At 71.0% G+C, this 15,177-nt stretch carries 11 protein-coding genes; 7 read left to right on the top strand and 4 right to left on the bottom strand.

Translation table 11 applies throughout. From position 1 onward, the window contains the following. The first annotated feature begins 50 nt into the window (after positions 1-50). The 6 genes from ABKW26_RS15720 to ABKW26_RS15695 all read left to right on the top strand — a co-directional run bounded on the left by ABKW26_RS15720 (position 51) and on the right by ABKW26_RS15695 (position 10,186). Positions 51-1,400, top strand: a complete 1,350-nt coding sequence (locus ABKW26_RS15720) for a nitrate/nitrite transporter (RefSeq protein ID WP_348594839.1) — start codon at positions 51-53, stop codon at positions 1,398-1,400. 56 nt (positions 1,401-1,456) lie between these two features. Beyond that, positions 1,457-5,212 carry a nitrate reductase subunit alpha gene (locus tag ABKW26_RS15715; RefSeq protein WP_348594838.1) on the top strand — a complete coding sequence of 1,252 codons (3,756 nt, stop codon included), beginning with the start codon at positions 1,457-1,459 and terminating at the stop codon, positions 5,210-5,212. After that, positions 5,212-6,876, top strand: coding sequence for a nitrate reductase subunit beta (gene narH, locus ABKW26_RS15710; RefSeq protein ID WP_348594836.1), 1,665 nt, complete (start codon positions 5,212-5,214; stop codon positions 6,874-6,876). Before ABKW26_RS15715 ends, narH begins: the two co-directional genes overlap by 1 nt. Next, entirely contained in the window at positions 6,876-7,583 is a 708-nt protein-coding gene (gene narJ / locus ABKW26_RS15705; protein ID WP_348594835.1) for a nitrate reductase molybdenum cofactor assembly chaperone, read from the top strand. The genes narH and narJ overlap by 1 nt, the downstream gene beginning before the upstream one ends. Beyond that, complete coding sequence (narI, locus tag ABKW26_RS15700; RefSeq protein WP_348594833.1) at positions 7,583-8,329, top strand: respiratory nitrate reductase subunit gamma; 747 nt, start codon at positions 7,583-7,585, stop codon at positions 8,327-8,329. The genes narJ and narI overlap by 1 nt, the downstream gene beginning before the upstream one ends. A gap of 75 nt (positions 8,330-8,404) precedes the next feature. After that, positions 8,405-10,186: a SpoIIE family protein phosphatase gene (locus ABKW26_RS15695; RefSeq protein WP_348594831.1), complete on the top strand. Its 1,782-nt coding sequence runs from the start codon at positions 8,405-8,407 to the stop codon at positions 10,184-10,186. A 12-nt stretch (positions 10,187-10,198) separates the two neighbouring features. On the opposite strand, the gene ABKW26_RS15690 is transcribed toward ABKW26_RS15695, so the two are convergent. Further along, on the bottom strand, positions 10,199-10,921 hold the full coding sequence (locus ABKW26_RS15690) for a metalloregulator ArsR/SmtB family transcription factor (protein WP_348594830.1): 723 nt from the start codon (positions 10,919-10,921) through the stop codon (positions 10,199-10,201). Positions 10,922-11,008: 87 nt separating this feature from the next. Here ABKW26_RS15690 and ABKW26_RS15685 point away from each other — a divergent pair, with 87 nt between their 5' ends. Continuing rightward, positions 11,009-12,394 (top strand): FAD-dependent oxidoreductase, encoded by a 1,386-nt coding sequence (locus ABKW26_RS15685; RefSeq protein WP_348594828.1) that lies wholly within the window; start codon positions 11,009-11,011, stop codon positions 12,392-12,394. A gap of 55 nt (positions 12,395-12,449) precedes the next feature. Here the strand turns inward: ABKW26_RS15685 and ABKW26_RS15680 are convergent, their stop codons facing one another. From ABKW26_RS15680 to arsB, 3 genes are read right to left on the bottom strand one after another with little or no spacing between them, the layout of a single operon-like run. Next, positions 12,450-12,902, bottom strand: a complete 453-nt coding sequence (locus tag ABKW26_RS15680) for an arsenate reductase ArsC (protein ID WP_348594826.1) — start codon at positions 12,900-12,902, stop codon at positions 12,450-12,452. Further along, positions 12,899-13,945, bottom strand: a complete 1,047-nt coding sequence (locus ABKW26_RS15675) for a metalloregulator ArsR/SmtB family transcription factor (protein WP_348594824.1) — start codon at positions 13,943-13,945, stop codon at positions 12,899-12,901. Before ABKW26_RS15675 ends, ABKW26_RS15680 begins: the two co-directional genes overlap by 4 nt. Before the next feature lie 9 nt (positions 13,946-13,954). Further along, complete coding sequence (arsB, locus tag ABKW26_RS15670) at positions 13,955-15,058, bottom strand: ACR3 family arsenite efflux transporter (RefSeq protein ID WP_348594823.1); 1,104 nt, start codon at positions 15,056-15,058, stop codon at positions 13,955-13,957. Between the last annotated feature and the right edge of the window lie 119 nt (positions 15,059-15,177).

Genomic DNA, 15,177 nt, shown 5'->3' with positions numbered 1-15,177 from the left:
CGGAGGCAACGACGCCTCGGCACACGAGTTCCTGCAGACCAGGGGGATCGATGCACGCCAGAGAGACCGCGCCCGCGACGTCCGAGGCATCACGCCTCGCACCCGACCTCTCGAACTGGAACCCGGAGGACCCGGAGACCTGGGACTCGAAGATCGCCTGGCGGACCCTGTGGATCTCGACCTACAGCCTCACGCTCGCGTTCGCCACGTGGTACCTCGTCTCCGCCATCGCGCCGCGGCTGACGGACATCGGGTACGACCTCACGAAGGGCCAGCTGTACTGGCTCGCCGCGATCCCCGGTCTCGCGGGCGGTCTGCTGCGGATCGTGTGGATGTTCATGCCGCCCCTGCTCGGCACCAAGCGCCTCGTGGGCTGGTCGTCGGTGCTGCTCATCCTGCCGATGGTCGGGTGGGCCGTCGTCGTCCACGACCCCTCGACGCCCTACTGGCTGCTCCTCTCCCTCGCGGCCGCGACCGGCATCGGCGGCGGCGTGTTCTCGGGGTACATGCCCTCGACGAGCTACTTCTTCCCCAAGCGGATGGCCGGGACGGCGCTCGGGATCCAGGCGGGGATCGGGAACTTCGGCGTCTCGCTCATCCAGCTGCTCGGACCGTGGATCGTGGGCTTCGGCCTCCTCGGGACCGCGGCGCTCACGCCGCAGAGCACGCAGGAGGGCGAGATCTACCTCCACAACGTGGGCCTGGTCCTCATCCCGTGGGCCGTGCTGGCCGCGATCCTCGCGTTCGTCTTCCTGCGCAGCGTGCCGATCACCGCGAACTTCAGGCAGCAGCTCGACATCTTCGACAACAAGCACACGTGGATCCTCACGACGATCTACCTCATGACCTTCGGGGCGTTCAGCGGTCTCGCGGCCCAGACCCCGCTCATCATCAACAACGTCTACGGCAGCGCGAGCGAGTTCGCCGGGATGGACGACCTGCCGCGGGGGCTGACGTACGCGTTCATCGGCCCGCTCATCGGTTCTGCCGCCCGTGTGGCGTTCGGACCGCTGTGCGACAGGTACGGCGGTGCCCGGTGGACGTTCCTCGCCGGGGTCGGGATGGCGATGAGCACCGGGGCGGCGGTCTTCTTCCTCACGCCCGAGGACCCGGACGAGTTCAAGGGCTTCCTCGCGTGCCTGTTCCTCATCTTCCTCTTCGCCGGGATCGGCAACGCCGGGACGTTCAAGCAGATGCCGATGATCCTGCCCCCGCGCCAGGCGGGCGGTGTCATCGGCTGGACCTCGTCGGTCGCGGCGTTCGGGCCGTTCCTCGTCGGGATGTCCCTCTCCGTCATCGCACCCGCGACCTTCTTCGTCGGCGTCGCCGTGTTCTGCGTCTTCTGTGCCGGGCTCACCTGGTACTTCTACGCGCGCCCCGGCGCACCCAACCCGAGCTGACCTGCCCGACCCGAGCACGTCCCGCATCACCTCTCGCAGCACGAGCAAGGAGCCCCATGACGACGACGGAGACCGGCGGCCGGTCCGCACAGGACCTGCTGCTCTCGCTCGGCAAGCACCTGCGACGCGGTGAGACGTCGGCGGACCTGCGGCAGGTCTACCTCGAGGGCGGACGCGAGGGCGACGTCTTCTACCGGGACCGGTGGTCGCACGACAAGGTGGTGCGCTCGACGCACGGTGTGAACTGCACCGGCTCGTGCTCGTGGAAGGTGTACGTCAAGGACGGCATCATCACGTGGGAGACGCAGCAGACGGACTACCCGTCGGTTGGGCCGGACTCCCCCGAGTACGAGCCGCGCGGCTGCCCGCGCGGCGCGGCGTTCAGCTGGTACACGTACTCGCCCACCCGCGTGCGCTTCCCGTACGTCCGGGGCGTCCTCGCGCAGATGTACCGCGCCGCGAAGGCCCGCACGGGCGACCCGGTCCTCGCGTGGGCAGAGATCACGGGCAACCCGGAGACCGCCAAGGCGTACAAGTCCGCACGCGGCAAAGGCGGCCTCGTCCGCACCACGTGGGAGGAGGCCGCCGAGATCGTCGCGGCCGCCCACGTCCACACGATCAAGACCTACGGCCCGGACCGCATCGCCGGCTTCTCGCCGATCCCGGCGATGTCGATGGTGTCCCACGGGGTGGGGAACCGCTTCATCACGATGCTCGGCGGGACGATGCTCTCGTTCTACGACTGGTACGCCGACCTCCCGGTCGCGTCCCCGCAGGTGTTCGGCGACCAGACGGACGTCCCCGAGTCGGCCGACTGGTGGAACTCCACGTACTGCATCATGTGGGGCTCGAACATCCCGGTGACCCGCACCCCGGACGCCCACTTCATGACGGAGGCGCGGTACCGCGGCCAGAAGGTCGTGGTGGTCTCGCCCGACTACGCGGACAACACGAAGTTCGCCGACGAGTGGCTCGCCGTCCACCCCGGGACGGACGGGGCGCTCGCCCTCGCGATGGGCCACGTCATCCTCCGCGAGTTCCTCGTCGAGCGGCGCACACCGCGCTTCGAGGAATACCTCAAGACGTACTCCGACTCCTCGTACCTCGTGACGCTCGTGCCGCGCGGGGACGCGTTCGTCGCGGACAAGTTCGTCACGGCCGCGGATCTCGCGGGCGCCGGGCTGCCGGGCTTCCGCTCCGCCAACGCCGACTTCAAGCCGGTCCTGCTCGACTCCGACGGCACCGTCGTCGTGCCGAACGGGTCGCTCGGGCACCGGTTCTCCGCGGACGATCGCGGGAGGTGGAACCTCGACCTCGAGGGGGTGGACCCGCTCCTCTCGCTCCTCGACGCCGCGGACCACGACGGGCGCGCCGTCGCCGTGGACCTTCCCCGCTTCGACGTCCAGCCCTCCCCCGGCGACCTCGGGGCGCACACCGGCGGCGCCGGGACCATCCGGCGCGGGGTGCCCGTCCGCGAGGTGGGCGGCCGGCTCGTGACGACCGTCTTCGACCTCCTCCTCGCCCAGTACGGCGTGGGTCGCGAGGGCCTGCCCGGCGAGTGGCCCACCGGGTACGACGACGCGTCGTCGCCGTGCACCCCCGCGTGGCAGGCCGAGATCACCGGCGTGCCCGCCCCCGCAGCCGAGCGCATCGGCCGGGAGTTCGCGGAGAACGCCGAGAAGTCCGGCGGCCGGTCGATGATCATCATGGGTGCCGGGACCAACCACTGGTTCCACTCCGACACGATCTACCGCGCGTTCCTCGCGCTGACGACCATGACCGGCTGCCAGGGGGTCAACGGCGGTGGCTGGGCCCACTATGTCGGGCAGGAGAAGCTCCGTCCGCAGACCGGCTGGGCCCAGTACGCGTTCGGTCTCGACTGGATGCGCCCGCCCCGCCAGATGATCGGCACCGCGTACTGGTACCTCGCGACCGACCAGTGGCGCTACGACGGCCTGCCCGCCGACGCCCTCGCGACGCCTCTCGCCCGCGGCGCGTTCGCCGGCCGCACCACGGCGGACTGTCTCGTCGAGTCGACGAAGCGCGGCTGGATGCCGAGCTACCCCACCTTCAACAGGTCCTCGCTGCAGCTCGCCGACGACGCCGAGGCTGCGGGCAAGGACGCCGCCCAGTACGTGGTGGACTCCCTCACGGACGGGTCGCTGAAGTACGCGTGCGAGGACCCGGACGCTCCAGAGAACTTCCCGCGCGTGGTGACCATCTGGCGCGCCAACATCCTCGGGTCCTCCGGGAAGGGCAACGAGTACTTCCTCAAGCACCTGCTCGGGACCGACTCCGCTGTCCTCGCCGAGGAGGCCGGCCCCGAGCGGCGCCCGCGGGACATGGTGTGGCGCGAGGAGGCGCCCGAGGGCAAGCTCGACCTCCTCACGACGCTCGACTTCCGCATGACGTCGACGACCCTCTACTCCGACGTCGTCCTGCCCGCGGCGACCTGGTACGAGAAGTACGACCTCTCGAGCACGGACATGCACCCGTTCATCCACTCGTTCAACCCGGCGATCACGCCGCCGTGGCAGACGCGCACCGACTTCGACACCTTCCACACGATCGCGAAGAAGGTCGCCGAGCTCTCCGAGACGCACCTCGGGGTGCGCAAGGACGTCGTCGCGACACCGCTCATGCACGACACCCCCGACGCGATGGCGACCCCCCACGGGGTGGTCGGCGACGTCCGGGACATGCCGCTCGTCCCCGGCGTGACGATGCCGAAGATCACGGTCGTCGAGCGTGACTACCCGGCGATCGCCGACCAGCTCGGGGCGCTCGGCCCGCTCACGGAGAAGCTCGGCATGGCGACCAAGGGCGTGAAGTACACGCCGGACCAGGAGATCAGCGCGCTCGCCCGCAAGAACGGTCTCGTCACCACGGGCCGCTACGTGGGACGTCCGCGTCTCGACAAGGACACGCAGGTCTGCGAGATGATCCTCGGCTTCTCCGGCACGACGAACGGCCGGCTCGCCACCCAGGGTTTCGAGCAGGTCGAGGAGCACACGGGTCAGAAGCTCGCGGACCTCTCTCGGGAGTCCGAGGGCACGCGGATCACCTTCGCGGACGTCCAGGCGCGGCCCGTCGCCGTCATCACGTCGCCCGAGTGGTCCGGGTCAGAGCACGGCGGCCGCCGCTACACGGCCTTCGCCATCAACGTCGAGCGCCTCAAGCCGTGGCACACCCTCACCGGCCGCATGCACTTCTTCCTCGACCACGACTGGATGACCGACCTCGGTGAGCAGCTCCCGGTGTTCCGCCCGCCGCTCGACATGCACCGGCTCTTCGCCGACTCCCCCGTCCTCGGTGACCGCGACCCCAGCGGCTTCCCGGCGTCGGGCGGCCACGCCGAGGTCGCCGTGCGCTACCTCACACCCCACTCGAAGTGGTCCATCCACTCGGAGTACCAGGACAACCTCTTCATGCTCTCGCTCTCCCGCGGCGGGCCGAACATCTGGATGAGCCCGCAGGACGCGGAGAAGATCGGCGTCCGCGACAACGAGTGGATCGAGTCCTACAACCGCAACGGCGTCGTGGTCGCCCGCGCGGTCGTCTCGCACCGCATGCCCGAGGGCACCGTCTTCATGCACCACGCGACGGACCGGACCATCGACGTGCCCCTCGCCGAGACCTCCGGGCTGCGCGGCGGGATCCACAACTCCCTCACCCGGGTGCTGCTCAAGCCGAGCCACCTCATCGGCGGCTACGCCCAGCTGGCCTTCGCGTTCAACTACCTCGGCCCCACGGGCAACCAGCGCGACGAGGTCACGGTCATACGACGCCGCAACCAGGAGGTCACGTACTGATGAAGGTCATGGCGCAGATGTCGATGGTCATGAACCTCGACAAGTGCATCGGGTGCCACACGTGCTCGGTGACGTGCAAGCAGGCGTGGACCAACCGCACCGGTGTCGAGTACGTGTGGTTCAACAACGTCGAGACACGCCCCGGCCTCGGGTATCCCCGGAGGTACGAGGACCAGGAGGAGTGGAAGGGCGGCTGGGTCCGCAACCGGCGCGGCAAGCTCACGCTGCGCGGCGGCGGGCGCTGGTCCAAGCTCGCCCGGATCTTCTCCAACCCCAAGCTCCCGTCCATCCAGGACTACTACGAGCCGTGGACGTACGAGTACGACATGCTGCTCTCGGCACCGGCAGGCCAGCACACGCCCGTCGCACGGCCGAAGTCTCTGCTCACAGGCAAGGACATGAAGATCGAGTGGTCGGCCAACTGGGACGACGACCTCGGGGGGTCCACCGAGACCATGCAGGACGACCCGATCCTCCAGTCGATGAGCGAGCACGTCGCGGCCTCGTTCGAGGACACGTTCATGTTCTACCTGCCGCGCATCTGCGAGCACTGCCTCAACCCGTCGTGCGTCGCGTCCTGCCCGTCCGGCGCCATGTACAAGCGGGCCGAGGACGGCATCGTCCTCGTGGACCAGGACCAGTGCCGCGGGTGGCGCATGTGCGTCTCGGGCTGCCCGTACAAGAAGGTCTACTTCAACCACAAGACCGGCAAGGCCGAGAAGTGCACCTTCTGCTACCCGCGCATCGAGGTGGGCCAGCCCACCGTGTGCTCGGAGACGTGCGTGGGTCGCCTGCGCTACATCGGCCTCGTCCTCTACGACGCGGACAAGGTGAGCGAGGCCGCCGCCGTCGAGGACGAGCACGAGCTCCTCGCCTCCCAGCGCTCGGTCTTCCTCGACCCGCACGACCCGGAGGTGGTCCGCGAGGCCGAGAAGGCCGGCATCCCGCGCGACTGGGTCACCGCGGCGCAGAGCTCCCCCATCTGGGCGCTCATCAACAAGTACGAGGTGGCGCTCCCGCTGCACCCGGAGTACCGCACGATGCCGATGGTCTGGTACATCCCGCCGCTCTCGCCGATGGTCGACGTCGTCACCGCGTCGGGCAACGACGGCGAGGACGCCCGCACCCTCTTCGCGGCGATCAGCCAGATGCGCATCCCGCTCGAGTACCTCGCCGGGCTCTTCTCGGCGGGCGACACCAAGCCCGTCGAGCGCGTCCTGCGCCGGCTCGCCGCGATGCGCACGTACATGCGGGACATCAACCTCGGCGACGACCCCCGTGAGGAGATCGCGTCGGCCGTCGGCATGACGGGCGCCGAGGTCCAGGAGATGTACCGGCTCCTCGCGATCGCGAAGTACGAGGACCGCTACGTCATCCCGCCCGCGCACACCGAGACCGCGCGCGAGCTCGAGGAGCTCGCCTGCTCCCTCGACTTCGACGGCGGCCCCGGCATGGGCGGTGGCGGACCGTTCGGGTCCTCGTCCGGGCCGGTGACGCCCGTCGCCGTGGAGAACTTCCACGTGCTCCAGGCCCGGCAGACGGCCGACTCCCCGCACACCCCGAGCAGCCCGAGCCGGGTCAACCTCCTCAACTGGGACGGTCGCGGCCGCCCCGACGGCCTCTTCCCCGGAGACGCCGCCGCGTCCGAGCAGGGAGACCGCTGATGCGCTCCCCCGTCCTCGACCCGCTCGTCCCCGTGCGGATGTCCGCCGCCGACCGGGCCACCGCCCACATGGCCGCGTCGATCCTCCTCGGGTACCCCGGACCGGATGAGATCGCGACGTTCCCCGCGGTCCGGTCGGCCGTCCAGACCCTGCCCGGGGCCGTCCGCGAGCGCTTCACGGACTTCCTCGACGCGGCGGACGCGATGACGGCACGAGACCCGGAGGCGCTCGCGGTCCACTACGTCGCGACGTTCGACCTGCGCCGGAAGTGCTCGATGTACCTCACGTACTTCGTGGCGGGCGACACGCGCAACCGCGGTCTCGCCCTCGTGTCGTTCGTCCAGGCGTACCAGGCGGCCGGGTGGGCGGTCGACAGCGACGAGCTGCCGGACTACCTGCCGGTGGTGCTGGAGTTCTCGGCGCGCGAGATCTCGGGCGAGGGTGCGCCGATCATCGCCGCCGGCCTCCTGTCCACGAACCGCGGCGGCATCGAGGTCCTGCGCTCCGCGCTGACGGGTTTCGGCAGCCTCTACGCGTCCGTCATCGAGGCGGTGTGCCTGACGCTCCCGCCGATCGACGCGGACACCGAGCGGCGGTACCTCGAGCTCGTGTCCTCCGGGCCGCCGAGCGAGCTCGTGGGCCTGCAGTCGTTCGGACCGCTGGAACCGTTCGTGCCCGTGGGCGCGCAGACCGAGACGAGGGTGTGATGGGGAACGTCCTGCTCTGGGTCGTGGTGCCGTACGTGTGCTTCGCGACGTTCGTCGTCGGGCTCGCGTGGCGCTACCGCTACGACAAGTTCGGGTGGACCACGCGGTCCTCGCAGCTCTACGAGAACCGGCTGCTGCGCCTGGGGTCTCCGCTGTTCCACTTCGGTCTCATCATGGTGGTCGGGGGGCACCTCCTCGGCCTCGCGATCCCGAAGTCGTGGACGGAGACGGTGGGGATCAGCGAGACGGCCTACCACTTCGTGGCGACCTACCTCGGGACGCTCGCGGCCGTCATGCTCGTCGCGGGCCTCCTCATCCTCGTGTACCGGCGGCGCGTCACGGGTCCTGTGTTCCTCGCCACGACGCGGATGGACAAGGTCATGTACGTGTTCCTCGCCGCGTCGATCCTCGTGGGGACCTGGGCGACGCTGACCACGCAGCTCTTCGCTGCGGACCACGGCTACGACTACCGGGAGACCATCTCGGTGTGGTTCCGGTCCCTGTGGCTGCTCTCTCCGCAGCCCGACCTCATGACCGGCGTCCCGCTCGCGTTCGCCGTGCACATCACGGTGGCGAACCTCCTCTTCGCGCTGTGGCCGTTCACCCGTCTGGTCCACGCGTTCTCGGCCCCGGTGGCCTACCCGTTCCGCCCCTACATCGTGTATCGATCGCGTGACGCGGCGCTGCCCACCCACACGACGCGACGCGGATGGGAGGCGTCCGAGACCCCTCGTCGGCGGAAGTAGTTCGGTCGAGGGGTACGGATCTTCTAGACTCCTGAGCGTCGGCGACACGCGTCGCCCGAGAGCAAGGAACCCCCCATGGCTGCCTCGCCCACGGACACCACCGGACCGCCGGACGGTGCGACGCCCGGTCGTCACGACGGCCTGCCCGCCGTGCAGCAGCTCGAGGTGATGCCCACCGCCTACTTCTCCCTCGACGCCGACTGGCGCTTCACGTACGTCAACGCGGCCGGAGAGCGACTCTTGTCGAGCACCCGCGCCGAGATGCTCGGTGGTTCCATCTGGGAGCTGTTCCCCGGTTCTCTCGGCTCGGACTTCGAGACCCACTACCGCGGCGCGATGAGCACGGGTACCCCGGTCACCTTCGAGGCGCACTATCCGCCCCCGCTCGACATGACGTACGAGGTGCATGCGTGGCCCGGTCCTGACGGCCTCGGCGTGTACTTCCAGGACATCACGCAGCGGCGCAAGACGGAGCAGGCCGCCGAGCACAACGCCCGGCGCGACGCCCTGCTGTCCGAGGTCGGCTCCTGCCTGGCCGAGACGCTCGATGCCGAGCAGGCCCTCGCGGGGCTCGCCCGTGTGCTCGTCCCGGCGCTCGCCGACTGGTGCGTGGTGACGCTCGTCGAGGACGAGGACGGCGACCCGAAGCGCCTGCGGGACCTCGGGTGCGCGCACGTGGACCCCGCCGCCCTCCCGCTCGTCACGCGCTACTCGACGCTGCGCCTGGCGGCGCTCACCCCAGGGTCCTTCGTGGCGCACGCGCTGCAGCACGGCGGGGTGACGCACATCCCCAGCGGTGCGACCGAGGCGATCCGGGCCGTCCTCAATCCCGGCGAGGCGCGGGACATCCTCGACGAGCTGGCGCCCGAGAGCGGCGCGGTCCTCGCTCTCGAGGGTCGCGGCCGGACGATGGGCCTCGTGACGCTCTTCAACGGGCCGGGGCGCAGCGCGCTGAGCCCGGACGACCTCGTCGTGGCGCAGGAGGTCTCGACACGGGCGGGGCTCGCGCTCGACAACATGCGGCTGTACCGCCAGCAGCGCCAGCTAGCCGAGGGGCTGCAGCGCTCGCTCCTCACCGCGACCGTCCAGCCGGACCACCTGCAGATCGCCGTCCGCTACGTGCCTGCGACCGAGGCCGCCCAGGTGGGCGGCGACTGGTACGACGCGTTCCTGCAGCGCACCGGCGAGACGGTCCTCGTCATCGGTGACGTGGTCGGTCACGACATCGCGGCGGCGGCGAAGATGGGCGAGATCCGGTCGATGCTGCGTGGCATCGCCGTCGCGACGGGCGCGTCACCCGCCGACCTGCTCCGCGAGATCGACGCGACCCTCGAGACGCTCCAGTCGGAGGTGGTCGCCACCACCGTGGTGGCCCGGATCGAGCAGACCGAGGAGCAGGTCGAGCGCGGGGAACGGACCGTGCGGTGGTCGAACGCAGGCCACCCACCGCCGATGGTCATCCACACGGACGGGTCGGTGACACCGCTCGTCGCGGACACGATGAACCTCCTGCTGGGGATCACGCTCACCACGCAGCGCACGGAGTCCACGGTGGACCTCGAGGCCGGCGCGACCGTCTTCCTCTACACGGACGGCCTCGTCGAACGACGTGACCGGTCGATGCGCGACGGGCAGGCGGCGCTCGTCGCCGCGCTGGAGAGCGTCGCCGAGCTCGGGCTCGAGGAGCTCTGCGACGAGATGCTCCTGAGGATGCTGCCGCCCGAGCGACAGGACGACATCGCGATCGTCGCCGTGCGGCTCCACCGCCAGGACCGCCCGCGGCCCGCGGAGGCCGGCGAGACGGTCGTGCCCGACACGGCCCCACCGGACCCGACGGCGGAGTCCGGCTACTCCTGAGCCCGGCCGGGTTCAGCGCGCCCGGAGGCGGTCGACGAGCTCCCGGACCTGGCCGTCGATGTAGTCGCGGAGGGGCCGGATGCCGTCGACGTCCCAGCCGGCCGGATCAGGGAGCGGCCAGGTCTCGACCTGGGGGTCGCCCGGCAGGTCGAGGTCGGGCTTGAGCGCGACGACCACGTCGGCGCGGGCGACCATCTCGGCGGTGATCCTCGTCGGGACGGCCGCGCTGTGGTCGATGTCCAGCTCCGCGAGCGACTCGAGGACCGTCCCGGAGACGGCGTCGTCCGGGTCGGTGCCGGCCGAGAGCACCCGGACGGAGTCTCCCGCGTAGGCGCTGGCCAGTGCGGCCGCGAGCTGGGAGCGCCCGGCGTTGTGGACGCACACGAACAGGACGGTCGGCGTCGGCACGCTGAGGAGCTGGCGTCCCAGCGCGTCGAGGTGCGTCGCGACGACGGAGTAGTACGACCAGGTCCCGCGCCTCTCCCGCGTGAGGAGGCCGGCGTCGACGAGGATCTTCAGGTGGTGGCTCACCGTCGCCTGGCTGAGACCCACCGGTCCGGTGAGGTCGCACACGCACGCCGTCCCGTCCTCGCCGGCCGAGACGAGGGCGAGGAGGCGGAGCCGTGTCGCGTCGCCGAGAGCGCGGTACCCCGCGGCGATCCGCTCGGCCTCGTGCGCATCGAGGGAGTCCCGCACAGCCGGGGCGCAGCACATGGTGCTCAGATCGTCGGTCATGCAACAATCGTCGCATGGATCGGTTATTTTCGATCCAGCCGGCCTGATCGACCGCACCGCGCCCGCCCGCTGAGAACCGGAGCACCCATGAACCAGCCGCCCACCCCCCTCCCCGTCGTCGTCGTCGGAGCCGGCCCGGTCGGCCTGGCGGCTGCCGCCCACCTCCTCGAGCGCGGCCTCGAACCCCTCGTCCTCGAGCAGGGCGACCACGCCGGGTCCGCCGTGTCGGCCTGGGGCCACGTCCGCCTCTTCTCCCCGTGGCGCTACGACCTGGACGCGGCCGCGCAGCGCCTCCTCGAGCCCACCGGATGGGTCAGCCCCGACCCGGAGGCGCTCCCGACCGGCACCGAGCTCGTCACCCAGTACCTCCGCCCGCTCTCCGAGACCGCCGCGATCGCACCCCGCCTCCGGACCGGGGCCCGCGTCCTCGGCATCACCCGCGACGGTGCGGACAAGACCCGCTCGCTGGGTCGCGACCGCAAGCCCTACCGCGTGCGCGTCCTGACCGACGGTGCGGTCGAGGACGTGCTGGCCCGCGCCGTCATCGACACGTCCGGCACCTGGGGGCACTCCAACCCCCTCGGCGTCGGCGGCCTCCCCGCCCCTGGCGAAGCGGACGCCACCCACACCCTCGCCGGGCCGCTCCCCGACGTGCTCGGGGCGGACCGCGCCGACTTCGCCGGTCGCCACACCCTCGTGGTCGGCATGGGCCACTCCGCCGCCAACAGCCTGCTGGCGCTCGTCGAGCTCGCAGAGAGCGCACCCGGCACCCAGATCACCTGGGCCATCCGCGGTGGCTCCGCCCGCCGCCTCTTCGGCGGCGGCACCGACGACGAGCTCCCCGCACGCGGACTCCTGGGCACACGCCTCAAGGATGCGACGGAGTCCGGGCTCGTCACGCTCGTCCGCTGGGCCTCCATCGAGCAGGTCGTCCCGAGCGCCGACGGCGTCCGGGTGCTCGGCCGGTCTCGCGACGACACCCTCGACCTCACGGTCTCCCGGATCGTCAACGCGACCGGGTTCCGACCCGACCTCGACATCACCCGGGAGATCCGGCTCGACCTCGACCCCGCGCTCGAGTGTGCGCGCGGCCTCGCCGAGCTCATCGACCCGGACCTCCACTCCTGCGGGACCGTTCCGCCGCACGGAGAAGCGCTCCTGGCGCACCCCGACGCCGGCTTCTACATCGCCGGGATGAAGAGCTACGGCCGAGCCCCCACCTTCCTCCTCGCCACCGGCTACGAGCAGGTGCGGTCGATCGCCGCCGCCCTCGCCGGAGACCGCGCAGCCGCCGACGTCGTCCACCTCGACCTTCCCGCGACGGGAGTGTGCTCGACCGACGTCGCCGAGGACGGGAGCGGGTCCGCGTGCTGCGGCACCTCGAGCGAGCCCCAGCTCGTCACGCTGGGCGTCGGTGCACCCGCCCTGGGCTTCGCGACCGGGGTGAGCCACGGGCGGTCGGGCGACTCCTAGACGGGTGCGAGCGGCGCCTGGTCTCCGAGCACAGGATCAGACGCCGCTCGCAGGATCAGGCGTCGGTACGCAGCGGGACCGCTGCCACGCCGAGCTGGTCGAGCAGGGCGAGGACGCGCTGGTGGATCTCGTCGCGGATCGGGCGCACGGACTCGATGCCCTGGCCGGCCGGGTCGTCGAGCTGCCAGTCCTCGTAGCGCTTGCCGGGGAAGATCGGGCACACGTCGCCGCAGCCCATGGTGATGACGGCGTCGGACGCCTGGACGGCCTCCGTGGTGAGGACCTTGGGGGACTCGGTGCGGATGTCGATACCGACCTCGAGCATGGCCTCGACGGCGGTCGGGTTGATCTGGTCGGCCGGCATGGAACCGGCCGAACGGACCTCGACGGTGCCGCCCGAGAGCTCACGGAGGAACCCCGCGGCCATCTGGGAGCGGCCGGCGTTGTGGACGCAGACGAAGAGGGCGCTCGGCCGGGTCTGCTCGGTGGTCGTCTCGGTCGTGGTCATGAGTTCTCCTGGGTGTGGGTCGGTGCTGGGGTGAAGGACGGAAGGATCTCGGCCAAGAGGCCGCGCACCCGCCGGTCGAGCTCGTCGCGGATCGCGTCGACACCCTCCGGCGAGGCGAGGGCGGGGTCTCCGACGACCCAGTCCTCGTAGCGCTTCCCGGGCAGGATGGGGCACGCGTCTCCGCAGCCCATCGTCACGACGACGTCCGCGGCGCGGACGGCGTCGTCGGTGAGCGGCTTCGGGAACGCGTCCGGAGCGCCGAGCGCGTCGAGCGCGGGTCGGACCCCGGCGTGCACCTCGCCCACCGGGGCGGAGCCGGCCGATCGGACGACGACGGCGTCCCCGGCGTAGCTGTGCAGCAGGGCCGCAGCGAGCTGGGACCGGCCGGCGTTGGCGACGCAGACGAAGAGGACCTGAGGACGGTGGTCGGTGGTGCCGGTCGAGCCGGCGGCACCCGCGGCTGCTGCCGCCGTGCGGGTCAGGTCGGCCAGGCGCTGCCGGGCGAACCGCTCCGTCGTGACGACGAGGTGGGTCCGCACGGTCGAGCGTCGCGCGAGGGCCGTGTACGACTCCCGGACCGTCCGCAGCACGGCGTCGTGGCCGAGACCGGGGAAGCGCTCCGCCAGCTCGTCGGCCATGCGGGTGAGCGCGTGGTCGACGTCGGTGAGGCAGGTCGGGGCGTGCTCGCTGCGACCCGCGTCGAGCGTCGCCGGGGCGAACGCCTCGAGCAGCGTGGAGACGGCGCCGCGGAGCGCCGGCGCCACCCGGTAGTACACCCACGTCCCCCGCCGCTCGGAGGTGAGCACCCCGACGTCCTTGAGGACCTTGAGGTGGTGGGAGACCGTGGGCTGCGAGATCTCCGTGATCGCGGTGATGTCGCACACGCACGCCTCGCCCGTCGCCGACGTCGTGATGAGCGAGAGCATCCTCAGGCGCACCGGCTCGGCCAGCGCCTTGAGGGTGGAGCCGACGCGCTCTGCGGCGTCGATCCCCATGGTGTGCGCCTCGGGGGCCGGGGCGCAGTCTGTGTCGATGGTGGTCATGACAACCTCCTAGAGGGTTCCGCCGCGGACCGGCGGCGCGGTGGGGTCTCCGGCGAACCACCGGCGCCCCATCCACAGCGAGACGTACACGAGGCCGACGAGGACCGGGACCTCGATGAGCGGACCCACGACGCCGGCAAGAGCCTGCCCCGAGGTCGCGCCGAACGTGCCGATCGCGACAGCGATGGCGAGCTCGAAGTTGTTGCCGGCGGCCGTGAAGGCGAGGGTCGTCGACCGGGCGTACCCGAGGCCGATCGACCGTCCCGTGACCATGCCGATGCCCCACATGAGGCCGAAGTACACGAGCAGCGGTACCGAGATGCGGACCACGTCGAGCGGAGCGGACGTCACTGCCTCGCCCTGGAGGGCGAAGAGCAGGACGATCGTGAAGAGCAGTCCGTAGAGCGCCCACGGGCCGATGCGCGGGACGAACGTCTCCTCGTACCAGTCGCGGCCCTTGGCACGCTCACCGATCCAGCGGGACGCGAAGCCGGCAGCGAGCGGTACCCCGAGGAACACGAGCACGTTGAGCGCGATCTGCCCCATGGAGACGTCGAGCCCCTGCGTGTCGAGGCCGAGCCAGCCGGGCAGGACCGTGAGGTAGAAGTACCCGAGCAGGGAGAACGCGACGACCTGGAACACCGAGTTGATCGCGACGAGGACGGCGGCCGCCTCGCGGTCGCCGCACGCGAGGTCGTTCCAGATGACGACCATGGCGATGCAGCGGGCGAGGCCGACGACGATGAGCCCGGTGCGGTACTCGGGGAGGTCGGGCAGGAAGATCCAGGCGAGCGCGAACATGAGCGCGGGGCCGACGAGCCAGTTGAGCAGGAGCGAGCTCACGAGGAGGCGCTTGTCCCCCGTGACGGCGGAGACGCGGTCGTAGCGGACCTTCGCCAGCACCGGGTACATCATGACGAGCAGGCCGATGCCGATCGGCACGGAGATCCCGCCGACCTCCATCGCGGATAGCGCGTCGGACAGCGCGGGGACGAGGTTGCCGAGCACCAGTCCCGCGACCATCGCGAGCCCGATCCACAGGGGGAGCCAGCGGTCGAGGGTCGACAGGCGTGCGGGCGTCGTGCCCGCGGGCGCCTCGGTCGTGGTGCTCACAGTGCCTCCAGGGCGTCGACGATGTGGGTGGGTGAGGCGGCTTCGTGGACGAGGTCGCCGAGGTAGTTCTGGGCGTCGATGGCCGCGGCGCAGCCGGATCCGGCGGCGGTGATGGCCTG

Origin of the sequence: Sanguibacter sp. 25GB23B1 (genome assembly GCF_040012415.1) — a bacterium.
GTDB lineage: Bacteria > Actinomycetota > Actinomycetes > Actinomycetales > Cellulomonadaceae > Sanguibacter.
Note: the sequence above shows the minus strand (reverse complement) of the source record. Positions and strands in the feature narration are given on the sequence as shown.

Excerpts from the sequence above, each read along its gene's own strand:
- ABKW26_RS15720 (WP_348594839.1), top strand. The coding sequence starts at position 51 with ATGCACGCCAGAGAGACCGCGCCCGCGACGTCCGAGGCATCACGCCTC.
- ABKW26_RS15715 (WP_348594838.1), top strand. The coding sequence starts at position 1,457 with ATGACGACGACGGAGACCGGCGGCCGGTCCGCACAGGACCTGCTGCTC.
- narH (WP_348594836.1), top strand. The coding sequence starts at position 5,212 with ATGAAGGTCATGGCGCAGATGTCGATGGTCATGAACCTCGACAAGTGC.
- narJ (WP_348594835.1), top strand. The coding sequence starts at position 6,876 with ATGCGCTCCCCCGTCCTCGACCCGCTCGTCCCCGTGCGGATGTCCGCC.
- narI (WP_348594833.1), top strand. The coding sequence starts at position 7,583 with ATGGGGAACGTCCTGCTCTGGGTCGTGGTGCCGTACGTGTGCTTCGCG.
- ABKW26_RS15695 (WP_348594831.1), top strand. The coding sequence starts at position 8,405 with ATGGCTGCCTCGCCCACGGACACCACCGGACCGCCGGACGGTGCGACG.
- ABKW26_RS15690 (WP_348594830.1), bottom strand. The coding sequence starts at position 10,921 with ATGACCGACGATCTGAGCACCATGTGCTGCGCCCCGGCTGTGCGGGAC.
- ABKW26_RS15685 (WP_348594828.1), top strand. The coding sequence starts at position 11,009 with ATGAACCAGCCGCCCACCCCCCTCCCCGTCGTCGTCGTCGGAGCCGGC.
- ABKW26_RS15680 (WP_348594826.1), bottom strand. The coding sequence starts at position 12,902 with ATGACCACGACCGAGACGACCACCGAGCAGACCCGGCCGAGCGCCCTC.
- ABKW26_RS15675 (WP_348594824.1), bottom strand. The coding sequence starts at position 13,945 with ATGACCACCATCGACACAGACTGCGCCCCGGCCCCCGAGGCGCACACC.